The organism is Streptomyces sp. NPDC045968, from assembly GCF_056430475.1.
On record NZ_JBWKLF010000012.1, the window covers coordinates 177,438 to 200,223 of the forward strand.

At 70.6% G+C, this 22,786-nt stretch carries 26 protein-coding genes; 10 read left to right on the top strand and 16 right to left on the bottom strand.

The window, feature by feature from the left end; genetic code table 11:
- Positions 1-17: 17 nt before the first annotated feature.
- The gene (locus AC07FA_RS30425; protein ID WP_479079523.1) at positions 18-1,217 is read right to left on the bottom strand and encodes an FAD-dependent monooxygenase; all 1,200 of its coding nucleotides are present in this window, start codon (positions 1,215-1,217) and stop codon (positions 18-20) included.
- A 76-nt stretch (positions 1,218-1,293) separates the two neighbouring features.
- Here AC07FA_RS30425 and AC07FA_RS30430 point away from each other — a divergent pair, with 76 nt between their 5' ends.
- From AC07FA_RS30430 to AC07FA_RS30440, 3 genes are all read left to right on the top strand, one after another.
- Positions 1,294-1,920, top strand: a complete 627-nt coding sequence (locus AC07FA_RS30430) for a TetR/AcrR family transcriptional regulator (protein WP_479079524.1) — start codon at positions 1,294-1,296, stop codon at positions 1,918-1,920.
- Between the two features lie 41 nt (positions 1,921-1,961).
- Complete coding sequence (locus AC07FA_RS30435; protein ID WP_479079525.1) at positions 1,962-2,474, top strand: DinB family protein; 513 nt, start codon at positions 1,962-1,964, stop codon at positions 2,472-2,474.
- A gap of 102 nt (positions 2,475-2,576) precedes the next feature.
- Positions 2,577-3,029, top strand: a complete 453-nt coding sequence (locus AC07FA_RS30440) for a hypothetical protein (protein WP_479079526.1) — start codon at positions 2,577-2,579, stop codon at positions 3,027-3,029.
- A 79-nt stretch (positions 3,030-3,108) separates the two neighbouring features.
- Here AC07FA_RS30440 and AC07FA_RS30445 read toward each other — a convergent pair whose 3' ends face one another.
- The 8 genes from AC07FA_RS30445 to AC07FA_RS30480 form a co-directional block, all read right to left on the bottom strand.
- Entirely contained in the window at positions 3,109-3,582 is a 474-nt protein-coding gene (locus AC07FA_RS30445) for a hypothetical protein (RefSeq protein WP_479079527.1), read from the bottom strand.
- A gap of 129 nt (positions 3,583-3,711) precedes the next feature.
- Entirely contained in the window at positions 3,712-4,395 is a 684-nt protein-coding gene (locus tag AC07FA_RS30450) for a uracil-DNA glycosylase (RefSeq protein ID WP_479079528.1), read from the bottom strand.
- 77 nt (positions 4,396-4,472) lie between these two features.
- Positions 4,473-6,053 carry an ABC transporter substrate-binding protein gene (locus AC07FA_RS30455; RefSeq protein ID WP_479079529.1) on the bottom strand — a complete coding sequence of 527 codons (1,581 nt, stop codon included), beginning with the start codon at positions 6,051-6,053 and terminating at the stop codon, positions 4,473-4,475.
- A gap of 117 nt (positions 6,054-6,170) precedes the next feature.
- Positions 6,171-6,926, bottom strand: coding sequence for an SDR family oxidoreductase (locus tag AC07FA_RS30460; RefSeq protein WP_479079530.1), 756 nt, complete (start codon positions 6,924-6,926; stop codon positions 6,171-6,173).
- Positions 6,927-6,943: 17 nt separating this feature from the next.
- The gene (gene fabG, locus AC07FA_RS30465) at positions 6,944-7,705 is read right to left on the bottom strand and encodes a 3-oxoacyl-ACP reductase FabG (RefSeq protein ID WP_382729762.1); all 762 of its coding nucleotides are present in this window, start codon (positions 7,703-7,705) and stop codon (positions 6,944-6,946) included.
- A 216-nt stretch (positions 7,706-7,921) separates the two neighbouring features.
- Positions 7,922-8,305, bottom strand: a complete 384-nt coding sequence (locus AC07FA_RS30470; RefSeq protein ID WP_479079531.1) for a DUF3037 domain-containing protein — start codon at positions 8,303-8,305, stop codon at positions 7,922-7,924.
- Positions 8,302-9,177, bottom strand: a complete 876-nt coding sequence (locus tag AC07FA_RS30475; protein WP_479079532.1) for a HipA family kinase — start codon at positions 9,175-9,177, stop codon at positions 8,302-8,304. The genes AC07FA_RS30470 and AC07FA_RS30475 overlap by 4 nt, the downstream gene beginning before the upstream one ends.
- A 41-nt stretch (positions 9,178-9,218) precedes the next feature.
- A complete protein-coding gene (locus AC07FA_RS30480) occupies positions 9,219-10,721 on the bottom strand; it encodes a SulP family inorganic anion transporter (protein WP_479079533.1) in 1,503 nt (500 codons plus the stop codon).
- Positions 10,722-10,924: 203 nt separating this feature from the next.
- Here AC07FA_RS30480 and AC07FA_RS30485 point away from each other — a divergent pair, with 203 nt between their 5' ends.
- Both AC07FA_RS30485 and AC07FA_RS30490 read left to right on the top strand, forming a co-directional pair.
- On the top strand, positions 10,925-11,347 hold the full coding sequence (locus AC07FA_RS30485) for a MerR family transcriptional regulator (protein ID WP_479079534.1): 423 nt from the start codon (positions 10,925-10,927) through the stop codon (positions 11,345-11,347).
- 78 nt (positions 11,348-11,425) lie between these two features.
- Positions 11,426-11,851: a Rieske (2Fe-2S) protein gene (locus tag AC07FA_RS30490; RefSeq protein ID WP_479079535.1), complete on the top strand. Its 426-nt coding sequence runs from the start codon at positions 11,426-11,428 to the stop codon at positions 11,849-11,851.
- Here the strand turns inward: AC07FA_RS30490 and AC07FA_RS30495 are convergent.
- The gene (locus AC07FA_RS30495) at positions 11,838-12,506 is read right to left on the bottom strand and encodes a cysteine hydrolase family protein (RefSeq protein ID WP_479079536.1); all 669 of its coding nucleotides are present in this window, start codon (positions 12,504-12,506) and stop codon (positions 11,838-11,840) included. The two genes, AC07FA_RS30490 and AC07FA_RS30495, sit on opposite strands and share 14 nt — an antisense overlap.
- Positions 12,507-12,629: 123 nt before the next feature.
- Between AC07FA_RS30495 and AC07FA_RS30500 the strand changes: the two genes are divergently transcribed.
- Positions 12,630-13,100, top strand: coding sequence for a pyridoxamine 5'-phosphate oxidase family protein (locus AC07FA_RS30500; protein WP_479079537.1), 471 nt, complete (start codon positions 12,630-12,632; stop codon positions 13,098-13,100).
- A gap of 34 nt (positions 13,101-13,134) precedes the next feature.
- Here the strand turns inward: AC07FA_RS30500 and AC07FA_RS30505 are convergent, their stop codons facing one another.
- A complete protein-coding gene (locus AC07FA_RS30505) occupies positions 13,135-14,043 on the bottom strand; it encodes a LysR family transcriptional regulator (protein WP_479079538.1) in 909 nt (302 codons plus the stop codon).
- Between the two features lie 74 nt (positions 14,044-14,117).
- Between AC07FA_RS30505 and AC07FA_RS30510 the strand changes: the two genes are divergently transcribed.
- On the top strand, positions 14,118-15,152 hold the full coding sequence (locus AC07FA_RS30510; RefSeq protein ID WP_479079539.1) for a DMT family transporter: 1,035 nt from the start codon (positions 14,118-14,120) through the stop codon (positions 15,150-15,152).
- Here the strand turns inward: AC07FA_RS30510 and AC07FA_RS30515 are convergent, their stop codons facing one another.
- Positions 15,153-16,484: an aminotransferase class I/II-fold pyridoxal phosphate-dependent enzyme gene (locus tag AC07FA_RS30515; RefSeq protein WP_479079540.1), complete on the bottom strand. Its 1,332-nt coding sequence runs from the start codon at positions 16,482-16,484 to the stop codon at positions 15,153-15,155.
- A gap of 35 nt (positions 16,485-16,519) precedes the next feature.
- Between AC07FA_RS30515 and AC07FA_RS30520 the strand changes: the two genes are divergently transcribed.
- Complete coding sequence (locus tag AC07FA_RS30520) at positions 16,520-17,230, top strand: pyridoxamine 5'-phosphate oxidase family protein (RefSeq protein ID WP_479079541.1); 711 nt, start codon at positions 16,520-16,522, stop codon at positions 17,228-17,230.
- Between the two features lie 57 nt (positions 17,231-17,287).
- Here AC07FA_RS30520 and AC07FA_RS30525 read toward each other — a convergent pair whose 3' ends face one another.
- The 3 genes from AC07FA_RS30525 to AC07FA_RS30535 form a co-directional block, all read right to left on the bottom strand.
- Positions 17,288-18,244: a DMT family transporter gene (locus AC07FA_RS30525; protein WP_479079542.1), complete on the bottom strand. Its 957-nt coding sequence runs from the start codon at positions 18,242-18,244 to the stop codon at positions 17,288-17,290.
- 159 nt (positions 18,245-18,403) lie between these two features.
- Positions 18,404-19,435, bottom strand: a complete 1,032-nt coding sequence (locus AC07FA_RS30530) for an EamA family transporter (RefSeq protein ID WP_479079543.1) — start codon at positions 19,433-19,435, stop codon at positions 18,404-18,406.
- Between the two features lie 49 nt (positions 19,436-19,484).
- The gene (locus AC07FA_RS30535; protein ID WP_479079544.1) at positions 19,485-20,027 is read right to left on the bottom strand and encodes a peptidase; all 543 of its coding nucleotides are present in this window, start codon (positions 20,025-20,027) and stop codon (positions 19,485-19,487) included.
- A 246-nt stretch (positions 20,028-20,273) separates the two neighbouring features.
- Here AC07FA_RS30535 and AC07FA_RS30540 point away from each other — a divergent pair, with 246 nt between their 5' ends.
- Together AC07FA_RS30540 and AC07FA_RS30545 are read left to right on the top strand one after the other, a co-directional pair.
- On the top strand, positions 20,274-20,468 hold the full coding sequence (locus AC07FA_RS30540) for a hypothetical protein (RefSeq protein WP_479079545.1): 195 nt from the start codon (positions 20,274-20,276) through the stop codon (positions 20,466-20,468).
- A gap of 79 nt (positions 20,469-20,547) precedes the next feature.
- Positions 20,548-20,979 (top strand): type II toxin-antitoxin system Rv0910 family toxin, encoded by a 432-nt coding sequence (locus AC07FA_RS30545; protein WP_479079546.1) that lies wholly within the window; start codon positions 20,548-20,550, stop codon positions 20,977-20,979.
- A gap of 90 nt (positions 20,980-21,069) precedes the next feature.
- Here AC07FA_RS30545 and AC07FA_RS30550 read toward each other — a convergent pair whose 3' ends face one another.
- Positions 21,070-21,675, bottom strand: coding sequence for a PadR family transcriptional regulator (locus AC07FA_RS30550; protein ID WP_479079547.1), 606 nt, complete (start codon positions 21,673-21,675; stop codon positions 21,070-21,072).
- Between the last annotated feature and the right edge of the window lie 1,111 nt (positions 21,676-22,786).

Here is a 22,786-nt window from a genome sequence, read left to right on the forward strand (position 1 = left end):
GGTCTCCCTCATCACTGTCATATGCGCGTCCTCGGTTCCGCAGCATACGTGCGCTGCGGCGGCTGCCAGTCGGCGATGCCGTCGAGGGTGCGCAGGACGAGTCCGGGGCCCAGTCGGGTGACGGTGGCCATGAGGCCCTCGCGGAGTGCGACGGCGGGTGCGCTGGACCACGCCATCAGCCGGGCGACCCGCGCCGACTTGCGCACCACCGCGGTGGTACGGGGCAGCCTGGCCGCGCTGTAGGCGGCGAGCCCCTCCCCCAGGTCGCCGCCGGGTGCGACGTGGTGCGCGAGAACGATGGCGTCCTCGATGGCCTGGTTGCCGCCCTGGGCGAGGGTGGGTGCCATGGCGTGCGCGGCGTCGCCGACCAGCACGGCGCGGCCTCGGTGGAAGGACGGCAGGGGGGCGGCCATGTGGTGCACGTCGTGACGGAGGATCTGATCGGGTGCGGTGGCCGCGATGATCTCGGGGATTGGGTCGTGCCAGTCACCGAACCTGCGCAGGAGTTCCGCCTTCTCGTCGTCGGCCGCCCTGCCTCCGGCGGGAGTGACGGCGCCCGCATAGGCGTAGATGCGGCCGTCCTTGAGCGGATGGGTACCCCAGAGAGCACCCCTGCCCCAGCTCTCGTGCGGGGCGAAGGGACGCCCGAGGCCGGGGACCAGGGTGCGCCAGGTGGTGAATCCGGCGTACGAGGGGCCTGGATGGCGGGGGAAGAGCGTGCCGCGTACCGCCGAGCGGATACCGTCCGCGCCGATCACCAGATCGGCTTCGATGTCCCCCGAGGGCGTCCGCACGACGGCTCGGCGGCCTCCGGCGCTGCCGGGGCTCACGAGCTCCGCCGCCGTGCCCGTCCGGAGGGCCGATGCGGGCAGTTCGGCGGAGAGGATGCCGACCAGGGTGGCGCGGTGGAGCAGGACCAGTTCGCCGCCGAAGCGCTCGGCGGCGGCCGCGTTGTCCGTACGGGCGAGCCAGCGGCCGTCCGGGGAGCGCATGCCGCCCTCGCCCTGCCAGGCGGCGAGGGACCTGATCGTGTCGCCCAGTCCGATGACGTCCAGCGCGCGCTGGGAGTTGGGCGCGAGGCTGATGGCGGAGCCGACCGGTTCCAGCGAGTCCGCGCGCTCCAGAACGGTCACCTGCCAGCCGCTCCGGTGCAGGGCCACCCCTGCGGTGAGACCGCCGATTCCGCTGCCGATGACTACCGCGTGGTTCCTGGTCATTACGCCCCCTCGCAACTACATCTGTAGTGAGGTCTCCACCGTACTACAGGTGTAGTTTCGAGGGTAGGTTGACTCCATGGCCACACGTACCGACGGGACACCCGGCACCTCCCGCGCCGATCTGATCGCCGACACCGCGCTCACCCTTCTCGCGGAGCGCGGGATGCGCGGGCTCACCCACCGTGCGGTGGACGAGCGTGCCGGGCTCCCGCAGGGCTCGACGTCGAACCACGCCCGCACCCGGCAGGCCCTGCTGGAGGCGGCCGTGCGCCGGCTCGCGGAGCACGAGGCACGGGTACTGGGCGCCGGAGAGCTCCCGCGGCCCGGCGACGGGTCGGCGACGCCGGGCGACCCGGACCAGGTGGCCGCCGTGCTCGCGTCGGCACTGCACCGGTATCTGACGCGCCACCCCGAATACCCGGTCTGCCGCTACGAACTGGCCCTGGAGGCCACCCGGCGCCCCGAGCTGCGGGAGTTCTTCGACACGGCGGGCCGGCAGTTCCGCGAACCGCTGGTGGCGCTGATGACCGCGGCGGGGTCGGCCGAACCGGAACGCCACGCGCTGTCCCTCGTGGCCTGGAGCGAGGGAATGATGTTCTCGTGCGCCGTGGGCTCGTACAGCGGCTCCGTCCCGACGGAGGCCGAACTGCGGACGGGCGTCAGCGAGCTGCTCCGCGGAATGCTCGCGCCGCGAAACCGATAACGCCTGGCCATGATCGTGATCCATCGGCGACCATGACCCGCATGACAACACCTGAACGAGCCGAACCTCCCATCGACGCCGCGGAACGCCCCATGCTCGAAGGCTGGCTGGACTTCCACCGCGAGACACTGGCCTCGAAGTGCGCGGGCCTCACCGACGCCCAGTTGCGGGAAGCTTCGGTGCCTCCTTCGGAGTTCACGCTCCTCGGGCTGGTGCGGCACATGGCGGAGGTCGAGCGCGGCTGGTTCCGCGGGGTGCTGGTCGGTGAGGACGTGCCGCCGATCTACGGGACGGACGAGGACCCGGACGGCGAGTTCCATCTCGGTGAGACGGACACCTGGGAGGAGGCGCGCACGACCTGGCTCGCCGAGATCGAGCAGGCCAGGACGAACGCGGCGAAGTACGGGCTCGACGACCTGTCGGTCGGCCTGAGCCGCAGCGGAAAGCAGTTCAACCTGCGCTGGATCTACACGCACATGATCGAGGAGTACGCGCGGCACAACGGTCACGCGGATCTCGTACGGGAACGGGTCGACGGCGCGACCGGCGTCTGACCCGCCCGCCCGGCCCCGGCGCCCCGCTGACCGGGTCACCCGTGCGGGCCAATCCCGGCCCACCGGACCCCAACCGGACCTGGGGGCCAGCAGAGTTGGCGGGTGCATCGAACCAGAATCACAGCGAAGCTCCTGGTGGGGGTGGCCGTCACGGCCGTCTCCGGCTGCGTGTCGGTGGAGCCGGAGACGGCCGTCCCTCCCCAGCACGAGACCAGCCGCCCCATCCAGGACGTGGCCCCGCAGATCGTCCAGCCGCCCGTGCGGGAGTCCCTGGAATCCCTGCCCGACCCCACGCCGACCGCTTCCGTCGGCCCGCCCCGGGCGCCTTCCGGAGCAGGCCGAGCCGAGCCCCACGCGCCTCAGCAGCGCGGGCCCGCCCCGGCACCACCCCGGCGGGCGCCGCGCCAGGCGCCCCCGGTGCCTCCCGCCGTGGTGCCGGCACCACCCGGTTCGCTCCTCGCCGGGAGGGACGTCTGCGCCCTCGGGCGCGGTTACGGGGGCTGGCCTGCGGGCAGCGCCGAGGCCAGGATCTGCGAGGAGGCCTACGGCCGCTGACACCGGGGCCGCAGAGACCCGGCCGAGGCCCGTCCGAAGCCCGCCCGAGGCCCGTCGCAGCCGTCGGCGGGTCTCGGTGTCACCGGTCGCGCATCCGCTGTTCCAGCCGCCCGATGGCGGCTCGTACCCCTCCCCCGTACCCGTCGTGCGTGAGGACGTCGGCGCTGTCGCGCGCCCGGTCCAGATGGAGGCGGGCGGCCTCGGGACGGTGGAGCTTCAGATAGTCCGCCGCGAGATTGAGATGCAGCGAGGGATAGAAGGCGCGCACGGCGAGCGCGTCCTCGTGCTGGGCCACGCGCGCGTCGGTCAGACCGTCCGCCGCCGTCAGCGCCCGCAGGTCCCAGGCCAGCTCGTCCCCGGGGTCGTCCTGCGTATCGGCCATGTAGTGCGCGAGGGTGCAGCGGTGCAGGGCGTCGCCGTCCTCGCCGATCTCCGACCAGATGGCTCCGAAGCGATTGCGGGCCTCTTCCCGGTCCCCGCCGTGGAGCAGCATGATCGCCTGGCCGATCCTGGTCATGACGGCGTCCCGTGACGCCTCCTGCTGCTCTGTCACTGCGGTCTCCTTCGCGCCCGTCCGGCCCGTTCCGGTCGTCCTGACGCTAGCCGCCACGGTGGGGAATCCCACTGAGGCGCGGACCCGGCCCGTCGGCCGGGTCCGCGCACGGTCAGCGGGGCGGCACGGTCAGCCGAGGTCGGGGATGCGCCAGTCGATGGGCTCGTGTCCCTGGGCGGCGACCGCCTCGTTGATGCTGGTGAACGGGCGGGAGCCGAACCATCGCTTCGCGGAGAGCGGAGAGGGGTGCGCGCCCTTCACCACGACATGGCGCTCCTCGTCGATCAGCGGGAGCTTCTTCTGCGCGTAATTGCCCCAGAGCACGAAGACGGCGGGATCGGGGCGCGCGGCCACGGCCCTGATCACCGCGTCGGTGACCTTCTCCCAGCCCTTGCCCTTGTGCGAGTTCGCCTCGCCGCCCCGGACGGTCAGGACGGCGTTGAGCAGGAGGACGCCCTGCTCGGCCCACGGCATCAGATATCCGTTGTCCGGTATGGGCAGGCCGAGCTCCGCCTGCATCTCCTTGTAGATGTTGCGCAGCGAGGGCGGCGTCTTGACGCCGGGCTGCACGGAGAAGCACAGCCCGTGCCCCTGGCCCGCACCGTGGTAGGGGTCCTGGCCGAGGATGAGGACCTTCACCCGGTCGTACGGAGTGGCGTCCAGTGCGGCGAAGACCTGCTCGCGCGGCGGATACACCGGCCCCCTGGCCCGCTCCTCCTCGACGAAGTCCGCAAGCTCCTTGAAGTACGGCTTCTGCAGTTCTTCGCCGAGGACGCCGCGCCAGGACTCGGGCAGCAGGTCGGTGTCGGTCACGTCCACAACCTCCGGTGAGCAATCAGTTCTTGACCACAGAACCTACCGGGGGCCACTGACAACGGACCCGCCGAGCCCTACCAGCTGGTCTTCCGGTACAGCTCCCACAGCTGCATGACCGTCTGCGGGTCGAGCGCCCGCTCGCCGCCGCCGATGTCCTCGCCCGCCGCGACGTACAGCTTGCCCTGCCACAGCGGCAGCAGCCGGACGTCCTCGACGAGGATCTGCTGTGCCTGCTCGAACTGCTTGCTGACCGCGCCGCGGTCGCTCTCCTGGCGGGAGGACGGCAGCAGCTCGTCGGTGATCTCCGCGTTGAGGTACGGGGTGCCGGTGACACTCTCCTTGCCCACGAACGGGGCGATGAAGTTGTCCGGGTCCGGGAAGTCCGGGAACCAGCCACGCCCGAAGACGGGGTACTCCCCCTTGGTGAAGCCCTCCTGGAAGGCCGTCCACGGCGCGCTCTTCAGCGTGATCTCGAACAGCCCGGACTCCTCCAGCTGACGCTTCAGCTCGGCGAACTCCGGAGCGGTCGAGGAACCGTAGCGGTCGGTCGTGAACCAGAAGGTCATCTTGACCGGCTCGGTGATGCCCGCCTTGGTGAGGATGGACCTGGCCTTGGCCTCACTGGCGTCGCCGAAGGTATCGAAGAAGCTGGTGGTGTGACCGGCGATGCCCTTCGGCACCATCGAGTACAGGGGCTCGGCGGTGCCCTGGTAGACCTTGGCGACCAGGGCGTCACGGTTCACGAGCTGGGCGATCGCACGTCGGACCGCGGGGTTGCCCGCCGCGGGGTCCTTCGGGTTGAAGACCAGGAAGCGGATGTCCGCGCCGACCGTCTCGACGATCTGGAGGCCGTTGTTGTCGGACTTCTTGTCCTCCAGGCTGACCACTTCCTCGGCGGTCAGACCGCGGTACGTGGCGTCGATCTCCTTCTTCTTCAGAGCGTCCACCATCGAGGCGGAGTCGTCGAAGTACCGGATGGTCACGGCGTTGTTCTTGCGGTTGGCGAAGCCCTTGTAGTCGGGGTTCTTCGTCAGCTCGGACGTCTTCCTGGCCTCGTACGACTCCAGGAGGTACGGCCCCGAGCCGGTGACCTTCCCGTCGTCGCGGAGCTTGTCCTTGGGGTACTCGCCGGGCGCGACCAGCGACATCGCCGGCGTGGCGAGGATGAACGGGAACGTGGCGTCCGACTTGTTGAGGTGGAAGATGACCTCGTCGTCCCCCTTCGTCTCCACGCGGTCGAGAGAGCCGAGCATGCCGAGGGGGCCACCCTTGACCTTGATCGTCCTGATGCGGTCGATGGAGTACTTCACGGCCTCCGCATCGATCTTCTCGCCATTGGAGAACTTCAGGTTCTTACGGAGCTTGCACCGGTAGGCCATGCTCGTCTCGTCGGTGAACGTGCAGGAGTCGGCCGCGTCGGGCTCGGGACTGGTACTGCCCGTAGGGAAGCTCACCAGGGTCTGGAAGACGTTCCGCATCAGCTCCCAGGAGCCGTCCCAGGCGGCGGCCGGGTCGAGCGTCGAGGGTGAGCTCGTCGTACCGACCGTTATCTGCTGATCCGTCTCGGAACTGCTGTCGGACAGCAGACCGCAGCCGGCCAGCAATGACAGGGAAGCAAGGGCTGCAGCAGCCTGCAGACTGGCCCGGTAGAACACGCGCACGCTCCTCGATCAGCCATGGGTCGGCAGACCATACCGCAGCGCCCCATCGGGTCAATCCGCTGGCCCGACGGGGCACTTGAGTCAATCAGGGTGAAATCCGCTCAGGCCGCCTCAGGCCACGCCCGCGTTCAGGAAGATCCCGCCGTCCACCACGAGCGTCTGTCCGGTGATCCAGTCGGACTGCTCGGAGGTGAGGAACGCCGCCGCACCGCCGATGTCCTGCGGTACGCCGAGCCTGCCGAGCGGGTAGGCGGCGGCCGCCTCCGCCTCCCGGCCCTCGTACAGCGCCTCGGCGAACCTGGTCTTCACCACGGCGGGAGCGATCGCGTTAACCCGGACGACCGGCGCGAACTCGTGCGCCAGCTGGAGGGTCAGATTGACCATGGCGGCCTTGCTCATGCCGTACGCGCCGATGAAGGGCGAGGCGGAGATGCCGGCGACCGAGGCGATGTTGACGATCGCCCCGCCGTTGTCCTTCTGCCAGGCCTTCCAGGTCTGCTGGGCGAAGCCAAGCGCCGAGATCACGTTGGTCTCGTAGACCTTGCGGGCGACGTTGAGGTCGAGCTCGGCCATCGGGCCGAACACCGGGTTCGTACCGGCGTTGTTGATCAGGAAGTCGACCCGGCCGAAGGCCTCCATGGTGCGGGCGACGGCCGCCGCCTGGTGCTCCTCGTCGGCGGCCTTGCCGGGGATGCCGATCGCCCGGTCGGCGCCGAGCTTCTCGACGGCCTCCTTGAGTGCGTCCTCTCCGCGGCCCGTGATGCAGACCCGGTCGCCGCGGGCGACGAGCGCCTCGGCGATCCCGTAACCGATGCCGCGGCTGCCACCCGTGATGAGGGCGACCCTGCCACTGTCCTGCACAGTCATGTCCCTTGCCCTTCGGGTTAGTTGAGCGGTCCGCCGGCGACGTACATGACCTGGCCGGAGACGAAGCCCGCGTCGTCGCCCGTGAAGAAGGCGATGGCGTTGGCGATGTCCGCGGGGTGGCCCACGCGCTGCACGGGGATCTGGGTGGCGGCCGCGGCCTGGAACTCCTCGAAGCCCATGCCGACCCGGGCCGCCGTCTGGGCGGTCATCTCGGTGACGATGAAGCCCGGGGCGACGGCGTTGGCGGTGATGCCGAACTTGCCGAGCTCCTTGGCGAGGGTCTTGGTGAAGCCCTGGAGACCGGCCTTCACGGCGGAGTAGTTGGCCTGGCCGCGGTTACCGAGCGCCGAGGAGGAGGACAGCGACACGATCCGGCCGAACTTGGCGTCCACCATGTGCTTCTGGACGGCCTTGGCCATCAGGAACGCGCCCTTGAGGTGCACGTTCATCACGAGGTCCCAGTCGGACTCGCTCATCTTGAAGAGCAGGTTGTCACGGAGGACGCCCGCGTTGTTGACGAGGATCGTCGGGGCGCCCAGCTCGGCGGCGACCCGCGCGACGGCGGCCTCCACCTGCGCGCTGTCCGACACATCGCAGCCGACTGCGAGGGCGGTGCCCCCGGCGGCGGTGATCTTCTCGACCGTGTCCTTGCAGGCCGCCTCGTCGAGGTCGAGTACGGCGACGGCGCGGCCCTCGGCCGCCAGACGCACTGCGGTGGCGGCGCCAATGCCCCGCGCCGCTCCCGTCACGATGGCGACGCGCTGCTCGGTGGTGGACATGCTTGGTTCTCCTCGCCCTTGGATCGCGGCTCAGCGGACGTGGGACATTCCCTGACAGAAAAGTTCCCGATAACTGAGCAACCGCTTAGTACCTTCAGCAGACGAGACGCTAGAAGCCCTGGCACGCGGTGTCAACGGCCCACGGGCGCAGGGGCGCATGTCACACTCGGCGGCGCCGCGGCCAAGACCCTCCCCGCGGCGCCGCCGAGTACCGGATCAACGCACGAGCAGGTCGAGCAGCCGCTCGACCTCGGCCGCCGGATCGGTGGTGAGACCGCTGTGTACGGCGCCGGGCTGGACGACCGTCGAACGCGGTGCGATCAGCCAGCGGAAGCGCCGGCCCGGGTCGTCGCCAGACGCCTGTCCCGCTCCGTCACCGCCCCCGCAGACCCCTTCCACGGCCCGCAGAGCGGCCCGTACGCCCACCACATCGGCCTGCGGGTCCAGCGCCGCGAGCTTGCGCTCGTCGAGGTGCGTCCGCGCCGCGACGAAGGACTTGGCCCGGCAGTACACCAGCACGCCCGCGTTGAAGCACTCGCCGCGCTCCACCCTGGGAACGACCCGCAGCACCGCGTACTCGAAGACATCGCGCTGGGTCACTGGTCGCCGTCCTTGCTGCTCTGCTCGTCGCTGCTCTGCTCGGCGCGCTTCTTCGCCGCCTGGGGAGCAAGGCGCTCGACGAGCCAGCCGGGAGCCTGTGAGGGCTTCGTCCGGGTCGGCGCGTCCAGCGAGATCCGCTCGTGAATGCCGCCGGCGCGCGCCAGCAGCGGTGCCACGTAGGCCCGGCGCAACGCGTCCGTCGTATCGAAACCGGGCTCGTCGACCAGCCACTCGTCGGGCACGTCGGCGACGACCTCGGTGAGCAGCTCCTCGGTGACGAGCGGGGCCAGCTCGGCGGCCGCGGCCGCGATGTCGGGGCCGAAGGGCGCGAGGACGTGGTCCGACGCGTTGTAGGGCTTGGCCGCCGAGGCCTGGGCCCCCGGCCAGTTGTGGTGCCAGATCATCGTGGCCCCGTGGTCGATCAGCCAGGGGTCCCCGTGCCAGACCAGCATGTTGGGGTTCCGCCACGACCGGTCGACGTTGTTGATCAGCGCGTCGAACCAGACGACCTTGCCGGCCTCGGCCGGTTCCACCTCGTAGGCGAGCGGATCGAAGCCCAGCGAGCCGGGCAGGTAGTCCATGCCGAGGTTCAGCCCGCCACTCGCCTTCAGCAGCTCCTGGACCTCCTGGTCCGGCTCCCCCAGCCCGATGACGGGGTCGAGCTGTATGGTCACGAGCTCCGGGACGCGCAGCCCCAGCCGCCGGCCGAGCTCCCCGCAGATGACCTCGGCCACCAGGGTCTTGCGGCCCTGTCCCGCGCCGGTGAACTTCATGACGTACGTACCGAGATCGTCGGCCTCGACGATCCCGGGGAGCGAGCCGCCCTCCCGCAAGGGCGTGACGTAACGGGTCGCGATGACTTCTGTGAGCATTTCCCCAGGCTATCGGGGTCGGGCCCGGCCGTGCGGCCGGCTCAGTGGCTGGTCAGTTCGCCGCTGAGCCTGGCGTGGAGGTCGGCGCTCACGCCGTTCAGGCCGGTGATCTCGACGGTCTTGCCGCGCTGGGCGTACTTGGTCTCGATCGCGTCGAGCGCGGCGACGGACGAGGCGTCCCAGATGTGGGCGGCACTCAGGTCGATGACGACGCGGTCCGGGTCGGTGGCGTAGGCGAACCGGCCGACGAGGTCGTTGGACGAGGCGAAGAACAGTTCACCGGTCACGGAGTAGACCACCGTGCCGCCCTCGGGGGCCGTCACCGAGGTGACGTCGGCGAGGCGGGCGACGCGCTTGGCGAACACCACCATGGCGGTGACCGAGCCGACGACGACACCGATGGCGAGGTTGTGGCTGGCCACGACGCAGCCGACGGTGATCACCATGACGGCGATCTCCCCGGCCGGCATGCGCTTGAGCGTCTTCGGGGCGATGGAGTGCCAGTCGAACGTCGCGAACGAGACCATCACCATCACGGCGACCAGGGCGGCCATCGGGATGTCGGAGACGATCGGGCCGAAGACGATGCAGAGCACCATGAGGAACGCGCCGGCCAGGAAGGTGGACAGCCGGGTCCGGGCGCCGGAGACCTTGATGTTGATCATCGTCTGTCCGATCATCGCGCAGCCGCCCATGCCGCCGAAGAAGCCGGTCACGATGTTGGCGATGCCCTGCCCGATCGATTCGCGGGTCTTGTTGGAGTGGGTGTCGGTGATGTCGTCGACCAGCTTGGCCGTCATCAGCGACTCCATCAGGCCGACCAGCGCCATCGCGAAGGCGTACGGCGCGATCGTCGTCAGCGTGTCCATCGTGAACGGCACGTCCGGCAGGCCCGGTACCGGCAGCGAGGAGGGCAGTTCGCCCTTGTCGCCCACGGTTGGCACCGCGATCCCGGCCGCGACCGTGACGACGGTGAGGATGACGATGGAGACCAGCGGAGCCGGGACCACGGTGGTGACCTTCGGGAAGAACACCATCAGCGCCAGACCGGCCGCGAGGAGTGGGTAGACCTGCCACGGCACGTCGTGCATCTCGGGGACCTGTGCCATGAAGACCAGAATGGCGAGGGAGTTGACGAACCCGACCATCACCGAGCGCGGGATGAACCGCATCAGCCGCGCCACTCCGAGCGCGCCGAACACGACCTGGAAGACACCGGCCAGGATCACGGCGGCGATGAGGTAGCCCAGCCCGTGCTCCCGGTTCAGCGGCGCGATGACCAGGGCCACGGCGCCGGTCGCGGCGGAGATCATCGCCCGTCGTCCGCCGACGACCGAGATGACCACGGCCATCGTGAACGAGGCGAACAGACCGATCGCCGGATCGACCCCGGCGATGATCGAGAACGAGATCGCCTCGGGGATCAGTGCGAGCGCGACCACCAGACCGCCCAGCACCTCGGTACGCCACACCCGCGGGTCGGAAAGCCAGTCCGGACGCAGAGTGCGCAGCCGCGCGGCGGGAGACAGAACGGAGGAAGACAAGAAACGGACACCTGTCGGGCTCGGGGCGCGCCCTGCTGGGGCGAACGGAAGGACGCGGAGGGGGTGGAGGGGCGGGGCCCGGCGGTCGGCCCGCGAAAACAGGCGCCCTCACACCACGACAACCCTACCCTAACGTTAGAGTAGAGATCGGTGGGGCCGTACGGGCCCGGCCTGCCAGGACGAGAAGGGCCAGGACCACACGCGTGGACGACAAGCACATGCAGATCGGCGAAGTCGCCGCGCGGACCGAGCTGTCCCTGCGCACCATCCGGCATTACGAGGAGTCGGGCCTGGTGGCCCCCTCCGCCCGCTCCCAGGGCGGTTTCCGCCTCTACACCGAGACGGATGTCGCCCGGCTGATGGTCGTCCGGCGTATGAAACCGCTCGGCTTCTCCCTCGACCAGATGCGCGACCTCCTGGCCGCCACGGACCGCCTGGACGCCGAGACGGACCTCCCACCGGACGAGCGCGAGGCGCTGATGGGCCGCGTACGCGCGTACGAGCAGTCCGCCACCGAGCAGGTCGACAAGCTCCGCGTGCAACTCGCCCGCGCCGAGGACTTCGCCGCCACGCTCCGGGCCCGCCTGGAGCAGGACACACCGGCCGCCGCGACCGGGAAACCGTGACCCCCGGCCCCTGAACACCGGGGCTTTCGCTCCCGTATGCATGGTCGACGTCATGTATCCGATGAAGGGAAAGCCGGCATGAGCGCATCGCAGGAGCGTCAGGTCCACCTCGGGCGCCGCACCGTGGTCACAGCGGTCGGTGCGGCAGGGCTGGCCGCCGCCCTCACCGCGTGCGGGAGCGAGACGGTCTCGACGGCCGGGGACGGAGCGAACGCCGGCGGCGTCCTCGCGAAGACCACCGACATCCCCCAGGGCGGCGGAATGGTCTTCGCCGACCAGGGCGTCGTGGTGACGCAGCCGAAGGCCGGTGAGTTCAAGGCGTTCTCGTCGAAGTGCACGCACCAGGGCTGCTCGGTCAAGGGAATCTCGGGCGGCGTGATCACCTGCCCCTGCCACGGCAGCACGTTCGACGCCGAGACCGGCACGGTGACCGGCGGACCCGCGACCCAGCCGCTGCCCGCCAAGGCCATCAAGGTCGAGGGCGGCTCGATCAGCCTGGCGTAGCCGCCCCCTGCCGCACCGGACGCCTCCAGCAGGCCAGCGCCTCGTCGGTGGTGGTGATCGTCGCGACGAGCGCGAGCGTGTTACGGATCATGGCGGGGGTGTACTCGGCGGGCACCCCCGCGATGGCGTCCGCCGGCACCACCGCCGTATAGCCGAGGTTCACCGCGTCGAAGACGGCGTTCGGGATCGCCACATTGGCCGAGACCCCGGTGACCACCAGGGTCCGGCAGCCCAGATTGCGCAGCAGCGCGTCCACGTCCGTACCGGCCAGTGGGGAGAGACCGTGCAGCCTCCGTACGACGAAGTCCTCGTCCGCCACCTCGATGGGAGCGGCGACGCGTACCGCCGTACTGCCGGTGTACTGCTGGACGGGCAGCCGGGACGCTGCCCGGAAGAGGCGGGCGTTGTGGCTGGCGCCTCGGCCGTCCGGGCGGCGCTCGGCGACGGCGTGCACGACCTGGACACCCGACTCGTGCGCCCCGGCGACGAGTCGCGCGATCCTGTTGAGCACGCCCGAGGACCGGGCCTCCTTGGCCAGCTCCGGCAGCGCACTGTCGTGACCGACGACACCCTGCTGGCATTCGACGGTCAACAGGACGGTGGTGGCCGGGTCGAGCTGCGCGGCGAGCTGCTCCTTCGACTGTTTCGACGGCACGGCGTCCCCTTCCGTACATGTAGGCCGGGAGCGCGAAGCTAGCGCCCATTGCGTGACGAGGGAAGAGGCTCCATGCTTTCTGACGCATAGTCAGAATCAGTGTCCAGCAGGAGGGAAGACCCCATGACCGCCACTCAGCGGCGAGGCCGCCGGATCATGATGACCCCCGGCGAACGGGATTCCTACCTCGCCGAACAGCGCACGTGCCGGGTGGCCACCCTCGCCGAGGACGGCCGTCCGCACATCGGAGCGCTGTGGTTCGTCTGGGACGGCACCTCGCTCTGGCTGTACTCGATCACCCGGAGTCTGCGGTGGTCCCAGCTGCGCCACGACCCACGCGTCGCTGTGGTGATCGACGACGGAGTGGAGTACGGCGAGCTGCGCGGCGTGGAGCTCTCCGGTACGGCGGTCACCGTCGGCGAGGCGCCCCGCACCGGCGAGAGCTGCGCCGAACTGGACGTACCGGAGCGGCTGTTCGCATCGAAGTACTTCGGCCTGGAGAGCATGCCGCACGACGGCCGGCACGCCTGGCTGCGTCTCACGCCGGATGCCGTCACATCGTGGGACTTCCGGAAGCTGGCGGGCCTTTCGTAGCGCCCGGCCGTCAGCGCGCCCGAGGGCGGTGCGGTCAGGGCGCGTCCAGCGTCCGGCCCGCCGCCCGCAGCGCCTCGACCGCCGCCCTGATCGAAGGCCGCCGGTCCGCGTCGGTGCGCCACACCGCGTGGATGTGGCGCCGCATCTTCTGGCGTACGGGCACCAGCCGCACCCCGTCCGGCACCGGTCCGCGCCCGAGCCGGGGCGCCACGCACACCCCGAATCCCGCGGCGATGAGGGCGAGCTGGGTGTGGTGCTCGCCCGCCAGATGCGCGATGCGGGGCTCGACCCCCTTGGAGCGCAGGGTGAACATCAGCCACTCGTAACAGAATTCGCCCTCGGGCCACGAGACCCATTCGTCGTCGGCGAAGTCCTCCAGATCGACTTCGGTACGGTCCGCGAGCGGATGACCGGCCGGCATGGCGATGTCCGGTGCGTCGTCGAGGAGTTCGGCCTTGGCGAGTCCGCCGGGCACCGGCAGACGCTTGTTGCTCCAGTCGAGCACCACCGCGAGGTCGCTGTCGCCGCGGAGCACCGCACGGATGCCGTCCTCGGGCTCCATCTCCGTGGTGCGGACCCTCAGTTCGGGGTGGTCCGCACGCAGCGCCGTGAGCGCGGCGGGGAAGAGCCCGCGGGCCGCGGTCGGAAAGGCCGCGAGCCGGACCTCGCCCACCACCCGGCCGCGCTGCGCCTCGATGTCGGACTGCGCCAGCGCCACCTGGGAGAGGATCCGGGCCGCGTGATCGGCGAGCAGCCGCCCCGCGTCGGTGAGGCGGACGCCCCGGCCGTTCTTGGCGAGCAGCTGCTGTCCGACCTCCCGTTCCAGCTTGGCCATCTGCTGCGAGACCGCCGATGTCGTGACGTGCAGCCCGTCGGCGGCCCCGCTCACCGAACCGTGCCGGGCCAGGGCGTCCAGCGTCCGCAGCCGCTCCAGATTCAACATGTAAGGAATGCTACGCGAACACCCTCACAAAGTCTCACTTGTCCTACGTGGTCCCGCTGGTCATCCTTGAGCTCATGAGCGCCCCTTCCGCCCCGCGAGCAGTCCCCGGGTCCCCGCCCCCCGTCGACACCCCTCCCCCGCCGGCCCTTCCCGCCGCCCCCGGCCGCCGGTCGGTCGACTGGCGTATCCGCTTCGCCGCGCTCGCGCTCATCTGGGGCTTCAGTTTCCTGCTCATCAAGGTGGGCACCGACGGGTACGCCCCGCTCCAGGTCTCCTTCGGCCGCCTGCTCTCGGGGGCGGCGGTGCTCGCCGTCGCGATGGCCGTACGCCGTGAGCGGCTGCCGCGCTCGGCGAAGACCTGGGGCCATCTGTTCGTCGCCGCGCTGTTCCTGAACGCGCTGCCGTTCTCGCTGTTCGCCTACGCGGAACTGACCATTCCCTCGACGCTGGCGGGTATCTGCAACGCCACATCGCCGCTGTGGGGCATGGCACTCTCACTCGTCGCACTGTCCGAGGACCGGCCGACCCGCCGCCGCGTCGCCGGCCTCGGGCTCGGCTTCATCGGCGTACTGACGGTGCTCGGCGCCTGGCAGGGCTTCTCCGGGCTGGACTTCGCGGGTACGGCGATGGCGCTGCTCGCCTCCCTCTGCTACCCGGTCGGCTGGATCTACGTACGCCGGACACTGACGGGAAGCGATGCGTCGGCTCTCGCGCTGACGGGCAGTCAGCTCATCGTCGCGACCACGCAACTCGCCCTGGTGACGCCCTTCTTCACCGCCGCACCCGAAGGCTTCCCGCTGCTGCCGACGCTCGCCGTCCTGGCCCTGGGTGCGATCGGCACGGGGTTCGCGATGCTGCTCCAGTACGAACTGGTCCAGGAGATCGGGCCGACGACCGCGCAGATGGTGACCTACTTCATCCCGGTCATCGCCACGGCCGCCGGAGTGGCCCTGCTCGGCGAGCAGTTGAGCTGGAACACTCCGGTCGGGGCCCTGATCGTCCTCGCCGGGGCCGCCCTCACCCAGAGCCGCGCCCGCACCTCCGCCGGAACAGCGCAGCGCATCTCACGGCGGAAGGGAAAGACCGGCGCGCCGCCCGGGAACGGCTGATCAGCCGTAGCTGATCGGCCGGGCCGGGCCCGCCGCCGCGGCGACCGCGTCCGCCAGCGGCTCGATGTCGGCGGCGGCCAGTCCCGACACGGTGAGCCGCACCCCCTGGGGGGCGGACATCCGGAAGCGTGCGCCCGGCGCCACCGCCCAGCCGGCCCGCAGCAGCCGGGTCACCGCCCCCGTCTCGTCGCTGACGGGAACCCACACGTTCATCCCGCTCCGGCCGTGCGCCGGGACGCCGCGGTCCGCCAGCGCCCGTACGAGCGCGTCCCGCCGGTCCGCGTAGGCCCGGGCGACAGCAGCCGAGTCGACGGCTTTCGAGGTCCACAGGTGCACCACCACCTGTTGCAGCAGTCTGCTGACCCAGCCGGGCCCCAGCAGCTGCCGCCCCGCCACCCGGTCGACCGTGACCGCGTCCCCGGTCAGCACGGCCAGCCGCAGGTCCGGCCCGTACGCCTTCGCGACGGACCGCACGAACGCCCAGCGGTCCGTGATCCCCGTGAGCGGATGCAGGGGCAGATCGACGATCGCGTGCCCGTGGTCGTCCTCGATCAGCAGGACTCCGGGGTGACCCGCGAGCACCGCCCGCAGTTCGCGCGCCCGGCCGGCGCTCACCGCGGCGCCCGTCGGATTCTGCGCCCGGTCGGTGACCACCAGCGCCCGGGCGCCGTCCCGCAACGCGCGCTCCACATCGGCGGTCCGCGGCCCTTCGTCGTCCACTCCGACCGGCACGGCGTGCAGACCCAGCGCCGGTACGAGGTCGAGCAGGCTGCCCCATCCGGGGTCCTCGACGGCGACGGCGTCGCCGGGCTTCAGATGCGCCGACAGCACCCGCTCGATCGCGTCCAGGGACCCGGACGTCACGACCACGGGCCCCGCGGACACCCCGTCCGCGTCCATCGCGGCCCGGGCGAGTGCGGCCAGCTCCGGGAGCACCGGCGCGTCCCCGTACAGCACCGGCCGCGCCGCGTTCGCGCGCGCGGCCGAGGCAAGCGCCTCACCGAGGTCGGGCAGCAGGTCCGGGTCCGGGTTCCCCTCCCCCAGGTCCCGTACCCCGGGCGGCGCCTCGACGCGCAGCGAGCCGCGCGCGGTGCTCGCCGGGCGTGGCCGGACCCGGCTCCCCCGGCGCCCGGCCGTCTCAATCACCCCGCGCTCGCGCAGCGTTCGGTAGGCAGCGGCCACGGTATTCGGATTGACCTCCAGACGGGTCGCCAACTCCCGCATGGGGGGCAGGGTCTGGCCGGGCGCGAGATCACCCCTCCCGACCGCCCGCTCCACACTCGCGGCGATCTCGGATGCACGCCGCCCACTGATCCGATAGTCTCCTAGCACAAAAGATATTATGCACTAGTGCAATGGAGAACGCAATGTCGGACACCGCCGTGCCGGACACCCTCACGCCGGACAGCGCGGGCCCGCGCGTCGCTGCCGCCTACGAGCCCACGGAGCGGACGGTCCCGAGCAGGGGCCGCGAACGCGCCACCTACGACCGCGACCTGGTCCATTCGGTTCTCGACGCCGCCTACCTCTGCCACCTCGGCTTCGTACGCGACGGGGCCCCGGTCGTCCTGCCGACGCTGTTCGGCCGGGTGGGCGAGCGGCTCTACATACATGGTTCGACGGGTTCCCGGCCGCTGCTGGCGGCGGGGCGGACGGACCCGGGCCTCGCGGTCTGCGTCACGGTCACGCACGTCGACGGTCTGGTGCTGGCCCGCTCCGCCTTTCACCACTCGATGAACTACCGCTCCGTGGTCGTCCACGGCACAGCCCGTACCGTCACCGACCCCGAGGAGCGCCGGGTCGCCCTCGACGCCATCGTCGACCAGGTCGTCCCTGGCCGGTCGCAGGACTCGCGGCCCGCGGACGCGAAGGAACTCGCCGCCACCGCCGTGATCCGCCTGGACCTCGACGAGGTCTCCGCCAAGGTCCGCACCGGCGGCCCGAACGACGACCCCGAGGACCTCTCGCTGCCGTACTGGGCCGGCGTCGTCCCGCTCACCCGCGGACATGCCGCGCCGGTCCCCGCCGACGATCTGGACCCGGCGATCGCGGTGCCGGAGTATCTGACGTCGCTCTGAACGGCGTCCGTGGGACGGACCCGCCACAGGGGAGCGGGTCCGTCCCACGGAGGCGGATCAGACGAGCACCGCCTCCCGGCGCGCGACGGCCGCTCCGCGTGCCTCGGCGACGGCGAGGCCCGCCACCGCGACGAGCAGCAGCAGTGTGCCGACGACCGTGGCGGCCGTGAGCTGTTCACGCAGCACGGTCACGGCGATCACCGCCGCGCTCACCGGCTCCAGAAGCATGATCACGGACACGGTCGCGGACCGTACGGCCGCCGCTCCCGCGAAGTACAGCGCATAGGCGAGCGCCGTCGGCACGGCGGCCACGTACACCAGCAGCCACACCACATGGGCGGTGTCGGAGGTGTGCGGTACGAGCCCTTCCGCGGCCGCCATGGGCAGCAGCCCCACGGCGCCGATTCCGAAGGCCCAGGCGCTGGTGGCCAGCGCGTCGCCGCCGCGGCCGTCGCGGCCCAGCCACCGGGTCAGCAGGGTGAGGGCCGCGTAGCCCGAGGCCGAGAGCAGGGCGAGAGCGATTCCGAGCGGCTCGACCTCAGCCCCTTCACCCCCGAGCACCAGGACGACGAGCCCGGTGAGCGCGCCGGCCGCGGCCGCCGTCCCGCCGCGTCCGAGCCGTTCACCCATGGTCAGCCGTGCGCCCACCGCGATGAGGACGGGCCCGGCGCCGAGCGTGACCACGGTTCCGACGGCGAGACCGGTCAGTTCCACGGCCGCGAAGTAGGCGCTCTGGAAGAGGGTGAGTCCGAAGCCCGTGCCCAGGATGCGGAGCAACCGGCGACGGCGGGACTCGGCCGGCGTGAGGGAGCGCCGCCGGGGCCTCAGCGCGAGGGCTCCGGCCAGCAGGACGAGACCGCCGACGCAGCGCCAGAACGACAGCGCGAGCGGGCCGAGATCGCTGGCCCGGAAGATCAGGGAGGCGGCGGCCCCCGCCGTTCCCCAGGCGACTCCTGCGACGATCAGATAGATGATGCTCCGGCCGACGGGCAGGCCGGACGTGGGGTCGGACACGTGCTTCTCCAAACAGAATGACGGGAGGGTGGTCGCTCGGCTCCGCACGCGGGCAGCGACGAACCGCTCGGGGACTGCCCGAGCCCGGTCTTCGTCTGGAGGTGCCGCCCGCGCTAGAGGGCAGGCGGCGGAAGCACGGTGAGATGCATGATCGTCACCCTACGGCGAGGTGCGGCGGGCGGACAACTCCCCCCGGGACTCCCCGCCCCCCTGCTCCGCGGCGGGCGCGCCGGGTCCCGAGGCCACCGGCCCCGACGGCGGTTTCGGCGCGGAGGACTGAGCGATGAAGGCACCGATCAGCACCACGCTGCCGCCGATGAGCTGGGGCGCCGACAGGTGCTCGCCGAGCAGCACCCAGGCGAGTACGGTCGCGATGACCGCTTCCAGACAGGCGACGACGCCCGCCACCTGTGGGGAGAGCAGCCGCACCGAGATGACCCCGGTGACGTAGGCGACGACGGTCGCGAGCAGCACGATCCAGACGAGCAGCAGCCATGCGGGGACGTCGGCCCCGTCCATGCCGGCACTGGCGCCGAGCACCGACCAGTCCATGCCCCATGGCCGGGCGACCACAGTGAGGACCGCGGCACCGATGAGCAGTCCGTACGCGATCACGCCGACCGGGTGCGGGGGCTCGGCGTGCTTCCCGGGACCGCCTTCGCTGTCCTGGCCGCCCTGGTCGGAGAGGACGAAGTAGCCGACCTGGCAGCAGGCGGCGCCGAGTGCGAGAAGCAGCCCGACGGCATCGAAGCTCAGCCCCGCCCACACCTCGACGACACAGGCGAGTCCGCCGACCGCGAGGGCCACCCCTACGGCCGCGGCACGGGTGACCGGCCGGCGCTGCACGAACCGGACCCAGCCGAGGACGAGTGCGGGCGCCAGATACTCGACGAGGAGGGCGACACCCACGGGGATACGGGAGATGGCGGCGAAGTAGCACGCCTGCACGCCCGCGACGGCGAACAGCCCGAAACCGGCCAGCAGCGCGGGCCGCTCACGGACCAGGTTCCGGTGGCGCCAGGCGACCGGCAGCATGACGAGCGCGGCACCCGCCACCCGCAGCCACACCACATGCAGCGGGTCGAGCCCCGCCTCGATCAGCGGCTTGGCCGCCACTCCGGACCCACCGAATGCGAACGCCGATGCCAGGGCTAGTCCCAGGCCGGCGCTTCTCCCCTGAGACGCGTACATCGGCACATCATGACAGGTGCGATCAGCACCGTCACCCCTGTCACGACTGTCACGCCCGGCCGGACGCCTCCGCTGTCCGGTCAGCCGTACGGTCCGCCAGCCACGCGGCGTCGACGCCCGCCCGGCCGAGCACTTCGACCGCCCTGCACTCGGGGTCCGCGGCGAGTGCGGCGAGCAGATCCAGACCGCCGGCCCGGCTCTCCCCACGCCGCCCGGCACGCGCCCTCGCCCTTTCCATGGCGGCCACGGCGGAGGGCGACCAGCCGTCCACGTGGGCGTCACACACCAGGGGGACCGCACCCGAGTTCTCGACCGCCCCGTGCCAGCGGAGCCCGTAGCCGATACTGCGCTGCACGAGATAGCCGAGCACCTTCGCGAGCCGCGGAGCGCCGTCGAAGGCCGCACGCACCTCGGGGTCCGTCTCGATGAGCGAGTGCAGCAGGTGGGCGGTGTCGATGTGGCGGTCCCCGTCCCGCAGGGCCCGTCTGCGCGCACCAGTCACGACCGAGGTCAGTTCCCCGGTGAAGCCGGCGTCGAGCTCGGCACGGGTCGGTGCGGGCTGTTCGGGTATCCGCGGCGTCCGGTTTTGCACACCTCTCACCCCATCAGTCCCGTGGCCTGAACACATCCCCGGAGGGACCCATTTACACATCCCACCCAAGTTGGGCACACGAGCACGGTTCCTCATCCTTCCGGATGAGATCTGACGGCCGCCCTGCACCGATCAGGAGAAACGGCGCGCGCCGCCTTGCCTCGCGCTCCCGGAGCAACCGACAGCCACGCTGCGTACGTCCCTCAGGCCATAGCCCGACAACGAGGCCGGAGGGAGGGGGCGGAGATGTTCTGGATGGTCGCCCTGCTGGCGGTCGACGGGCAGCAGTACGTCTACCGGGTCTACGCCCCGGCCGACGCGCTCGCCGCCGATCTGTTCTGGGCCGCGTTCCACTGCCACGACGAGGGTCCGCACCCCCGCGCGTCGGACTGGTTCGATTCCGCCGTGATCTGGTCGAGCCGCCAGACCCAAGAGATCTGACGGGTCATCAGTATTGAATGTTGCCGCCGCTGCCACTACGTTCCGCGACACCGTAACCCGACGAGCAAGGGGTGGTCGCATGGCCGAAGTCAGCGCGGACGCACGCATCGAAGCGCCGGCCGAGAAGGTCTGGGCGCAGCTGACGGACTTCTCCGCGTACGGCGAGTGGAACGCCACCCACACCGGCTTCCCCAAGGGCGCGCCGGACTCCCTGGAGCTCGCGGCCACCTACGAGGAGAACATGAAGCTGATGGGCTTCCCGGCCGAGGTGACCTGGACGGTCTCGGAGCTGGAGGCCGGGCGGCTGCTGACGACCACCGGCAAGGGCCCGATGGGCGTCAACCTGACCATGCGCTACGCGCTGACCCCCGACGGGGACGCCACCACCGTACGGATCGACGGGGAGTTCACCGGCGCCACGGTCTCCCTCATGGCGGGCAAGCTGAAGGATTCGGCCACATCGGCCCTGCACGAATCGCTGCGCAAGCTGGGCGGCCTGGTCACCGCGTGACCGCTGCCGCACCCGAGGGCCCGGAATCCGCGAAGGGCCCCGCGGCTACCGGCTGCGGAGCCCCTCACGGCCGACGCGGGGACGACGTGGTCAGTCCTCGTCGGCCAGAATCAGATAGAGCTTCTTACGGGCATCGTTGATGACGGCGAGCGCCTTCTGCCGCTGCTCGGCGGAGCCGGTCTTCCAGACCTGGCCGTACGCCTCCATCAGGCCGAAGCCGGCCTGCCGGATCTCGTTGACGCTCTCCCAGTCGACGCCACGCCCGGCCTCTTCCCACGGGGCGTCGGGGCCGGATTCGGCCTCGGTGCGCCCGGCGTCGGTGAGCGCGAACAGCTTCTTGCCGCCCTCGCTCTCGCTGGCGATCAGGCCCTCGTCCTCCAGCAGCTGAAGGGTCGGATAGACCGAACCCGGACTGGGCCGCCAGGCCCCGCCGCTCCGTTCGCCGATCTCCTGAATCATCTCGTAACCGTGCATCGGCCGGTCCTTGAGCAGCGTGAGAATCGACGCGCGCACATCACCGCGCCGCGCCCTCCCCCTGCCGCCACCCCGTCCGCGACCGCCGCCGAAAGGCCCACCACCGAAGGGCGGGCCGAACGGACCGAAGGCCGCTCTCCGCTCCTCGAACTCGCCCTGACCGCGATGACCGGGCCCGCAGTGTCCATGTCCGTGCTCATTGCCGTGTCCATGTGAACGCATCGCTACGCTCCTTCCATCGTTGATCTGTCGCGATGCTTCAACGATATATCGGTACGTGTCGCTTAGCAATGCCCTGTCGGGCATACACGGGTCCCAGTTGACCTGTCTCAGTGAAGGTTGAGCCGATCTCAGGCAAGCTGCACCGATGCGGTTCCGTCTCAGCGAAGGTGCATGACTATGCGGTTCGTCTCAGTGAAGGTTGATTTCCTCAGTCCGTGACACGCGGCGCTCTTCGCGGTCACGGAATTCTGTTCGCCAGCGGAGGACACGCTGGCGGCAGGCGGCCGAACACCACTTGCGGATCGCCGGGGATGGCTTCTTGTGGGCCATGGACCTGCCGCAGGCCCCGCATTCCCGCTGCTCAAGGTGCTGGAGGGTGCTTTGGTCGAGGCAGTCGGTTGAGCACCAGGGATTAGTGTTGAGTGGCAGATAGCCCCGGCCGCAGCCTTGGCAGGTCGGCAGGCTGACAGCTTCCGTCCCTCCGGTGAGGCTGGTCGCCTTCTGGTTCTGATCGCGTTCGCGGAGGCTGAGGGCCAGGGCTGCCCGGGTGCGAAGTTCCGCCCGCCAGTAGCTGGTTCTGTTGCGGCAGGATCTTGAGCACCAGATCCGGGACCGTGGAGACCCCCAGTGCGCCATCGACGTCCCGCAGGTTCCGCATTCCTGCTGCGTCGAGCGCTTCTGCAGTTCTCGGTCGAGGCAGCGGAACGAACACCAGGGGTTGGTACTGACGGGCCGGTAGCGTTGCCCGCAGCCACGGCAGACAGTCGCGCTGGTCTGACTGAAAGATTCTGATTCGTGCTCGTCAAGTGCGAAGTCCGTCGTGACTGCCTGCGCGATGACAGCGAACCGGCTCGCGGTGGCGTTCGTCCGTCTCCGCCTTTCGCGCAACGCTGTGTCTCTGCATGCGCGCGAACACCACTCGCGGGTCTGATCGTTCGCCCGGGGCAGCATTGTCTTTTGACAGTTGCCGCATGTCGTCAGCGGGAGCGGACTCCTGGTCCAGTGCCCGATCCTCGCGCTGCAGCGCTTTGAACAGGCTTTTCGAGCCGTCGAGCGGTTCATCGGCCCCTCGCAGACCGGGCAGATGCAGGCCAGTTCGTCCTCGTCCTCG

Bases quoted from the DNA above. Each gene is read 5' to 3' on its own strand.
- AC07FA_RS30425 (WP_479079523.1), bottom strand. From the start codon at position 1,217: ATGACCAGGAACCACGCGGTAGTCATCGGCAGCGGAATCGGCGGTCTC.
- AC07FA_RS30430 (WP_479079524.1), top strand. From the start codon at position 1,294: ATGGCCACACGTACCGACGGGACACCCGGCACCTCCCGCGCCGATCTG.
- AC07FA_RS30435 (WP_479079525.1), top strand. From the start codon at position 1,962: ATGACAACACCTGAACGAGCCGAACCTCCCATCGACGCCGCGGAACGC.
- AC07FA_RS30460 (WP_479079530.1), bottom strand. From the start codon at position 6,926: ATGACTGTGCAGGACAGTGGCAGGGTCGCCCTCATCACGGGTGGCAGC.
- fabG (WP_382729762.1), bottom strand. From the start codon at position 7,705: ATGTCCACCACCGAGCAGCGCGTCGCCATCGTGACGGGAGCGGCGCGG.
- AC07FA_RS30475 (WP_479079532.1), bottom strand. From the start codon at position 9,177: ATGCTCACAGAAGTCATCGCGACCCGTTACGTCACGCCCTTGCGGGAG.
- AC07FA_RS30490 (WP_479079535.1), top strand. From the start codon at position 11,426: ATGAGCGCATCGCAGGAGCGTCAGGTCCACCTCGGGCGCCGCACCGTG.
- AC07FA_RS30500 (WP_479079537.1), top strand. From the start codon at position 12,630: ATGACCGCCACTCAGCGGCGAGGCCGCCGGATCATGATGACCCCCGGC.
- AC07FA_RS30505 (WP_479079538.1), bottom strand. From the start codon at position 14,043: ATGTTGAATCTGGAGCGGCTGCGGACGCTGGACGCCCTGGCCCGGCAC.
- AC07FA_RS30510 (WP_479079539.1), top strand. From the start codon at position 14,118: ATGAGCGCCCCTTCCGCCCCGCGAGCAGTCCCCGGGTCCCCGCCCCCC.
- AC07FA_RS30520 (WP_479079541.1), top strand. From the start codon at position 16,520: ATGTCGGACACCGCCGTGCCGGACACCCTCACGCCGGACAGCGCGGGC.
- AC07FA_RS30530 (WP_479079543.1), bottom strand. From the start codon at position 19,435: ATGTACGCGTCTCAGGGGAGAAGCGCCGGCCTGGGACTAGCCCTGGCA.
- AC07FA_RS30540 (WP_479079545.1), top strand. From the start codon at position 20,274: ATGTTCTGGATGGTCGCCCTGCTGGCGGTCGACGGGCAGCAGTACGTC.
- AC07FA_RS30545 (WP_479079546.1), top strand. From the start codon at position 20,548: ATGGCCGAAGTCAGCGCGGACGCACGCATCGAAGCGCCGGCCGAGAAG.
- AC07FA_RS30550 (WP_479079547.1), bottom strand. From the start codon at position 21,675: ATGCGTTCACATGGACACGGCAATGAGCACGGACATGGACACTGCGGG.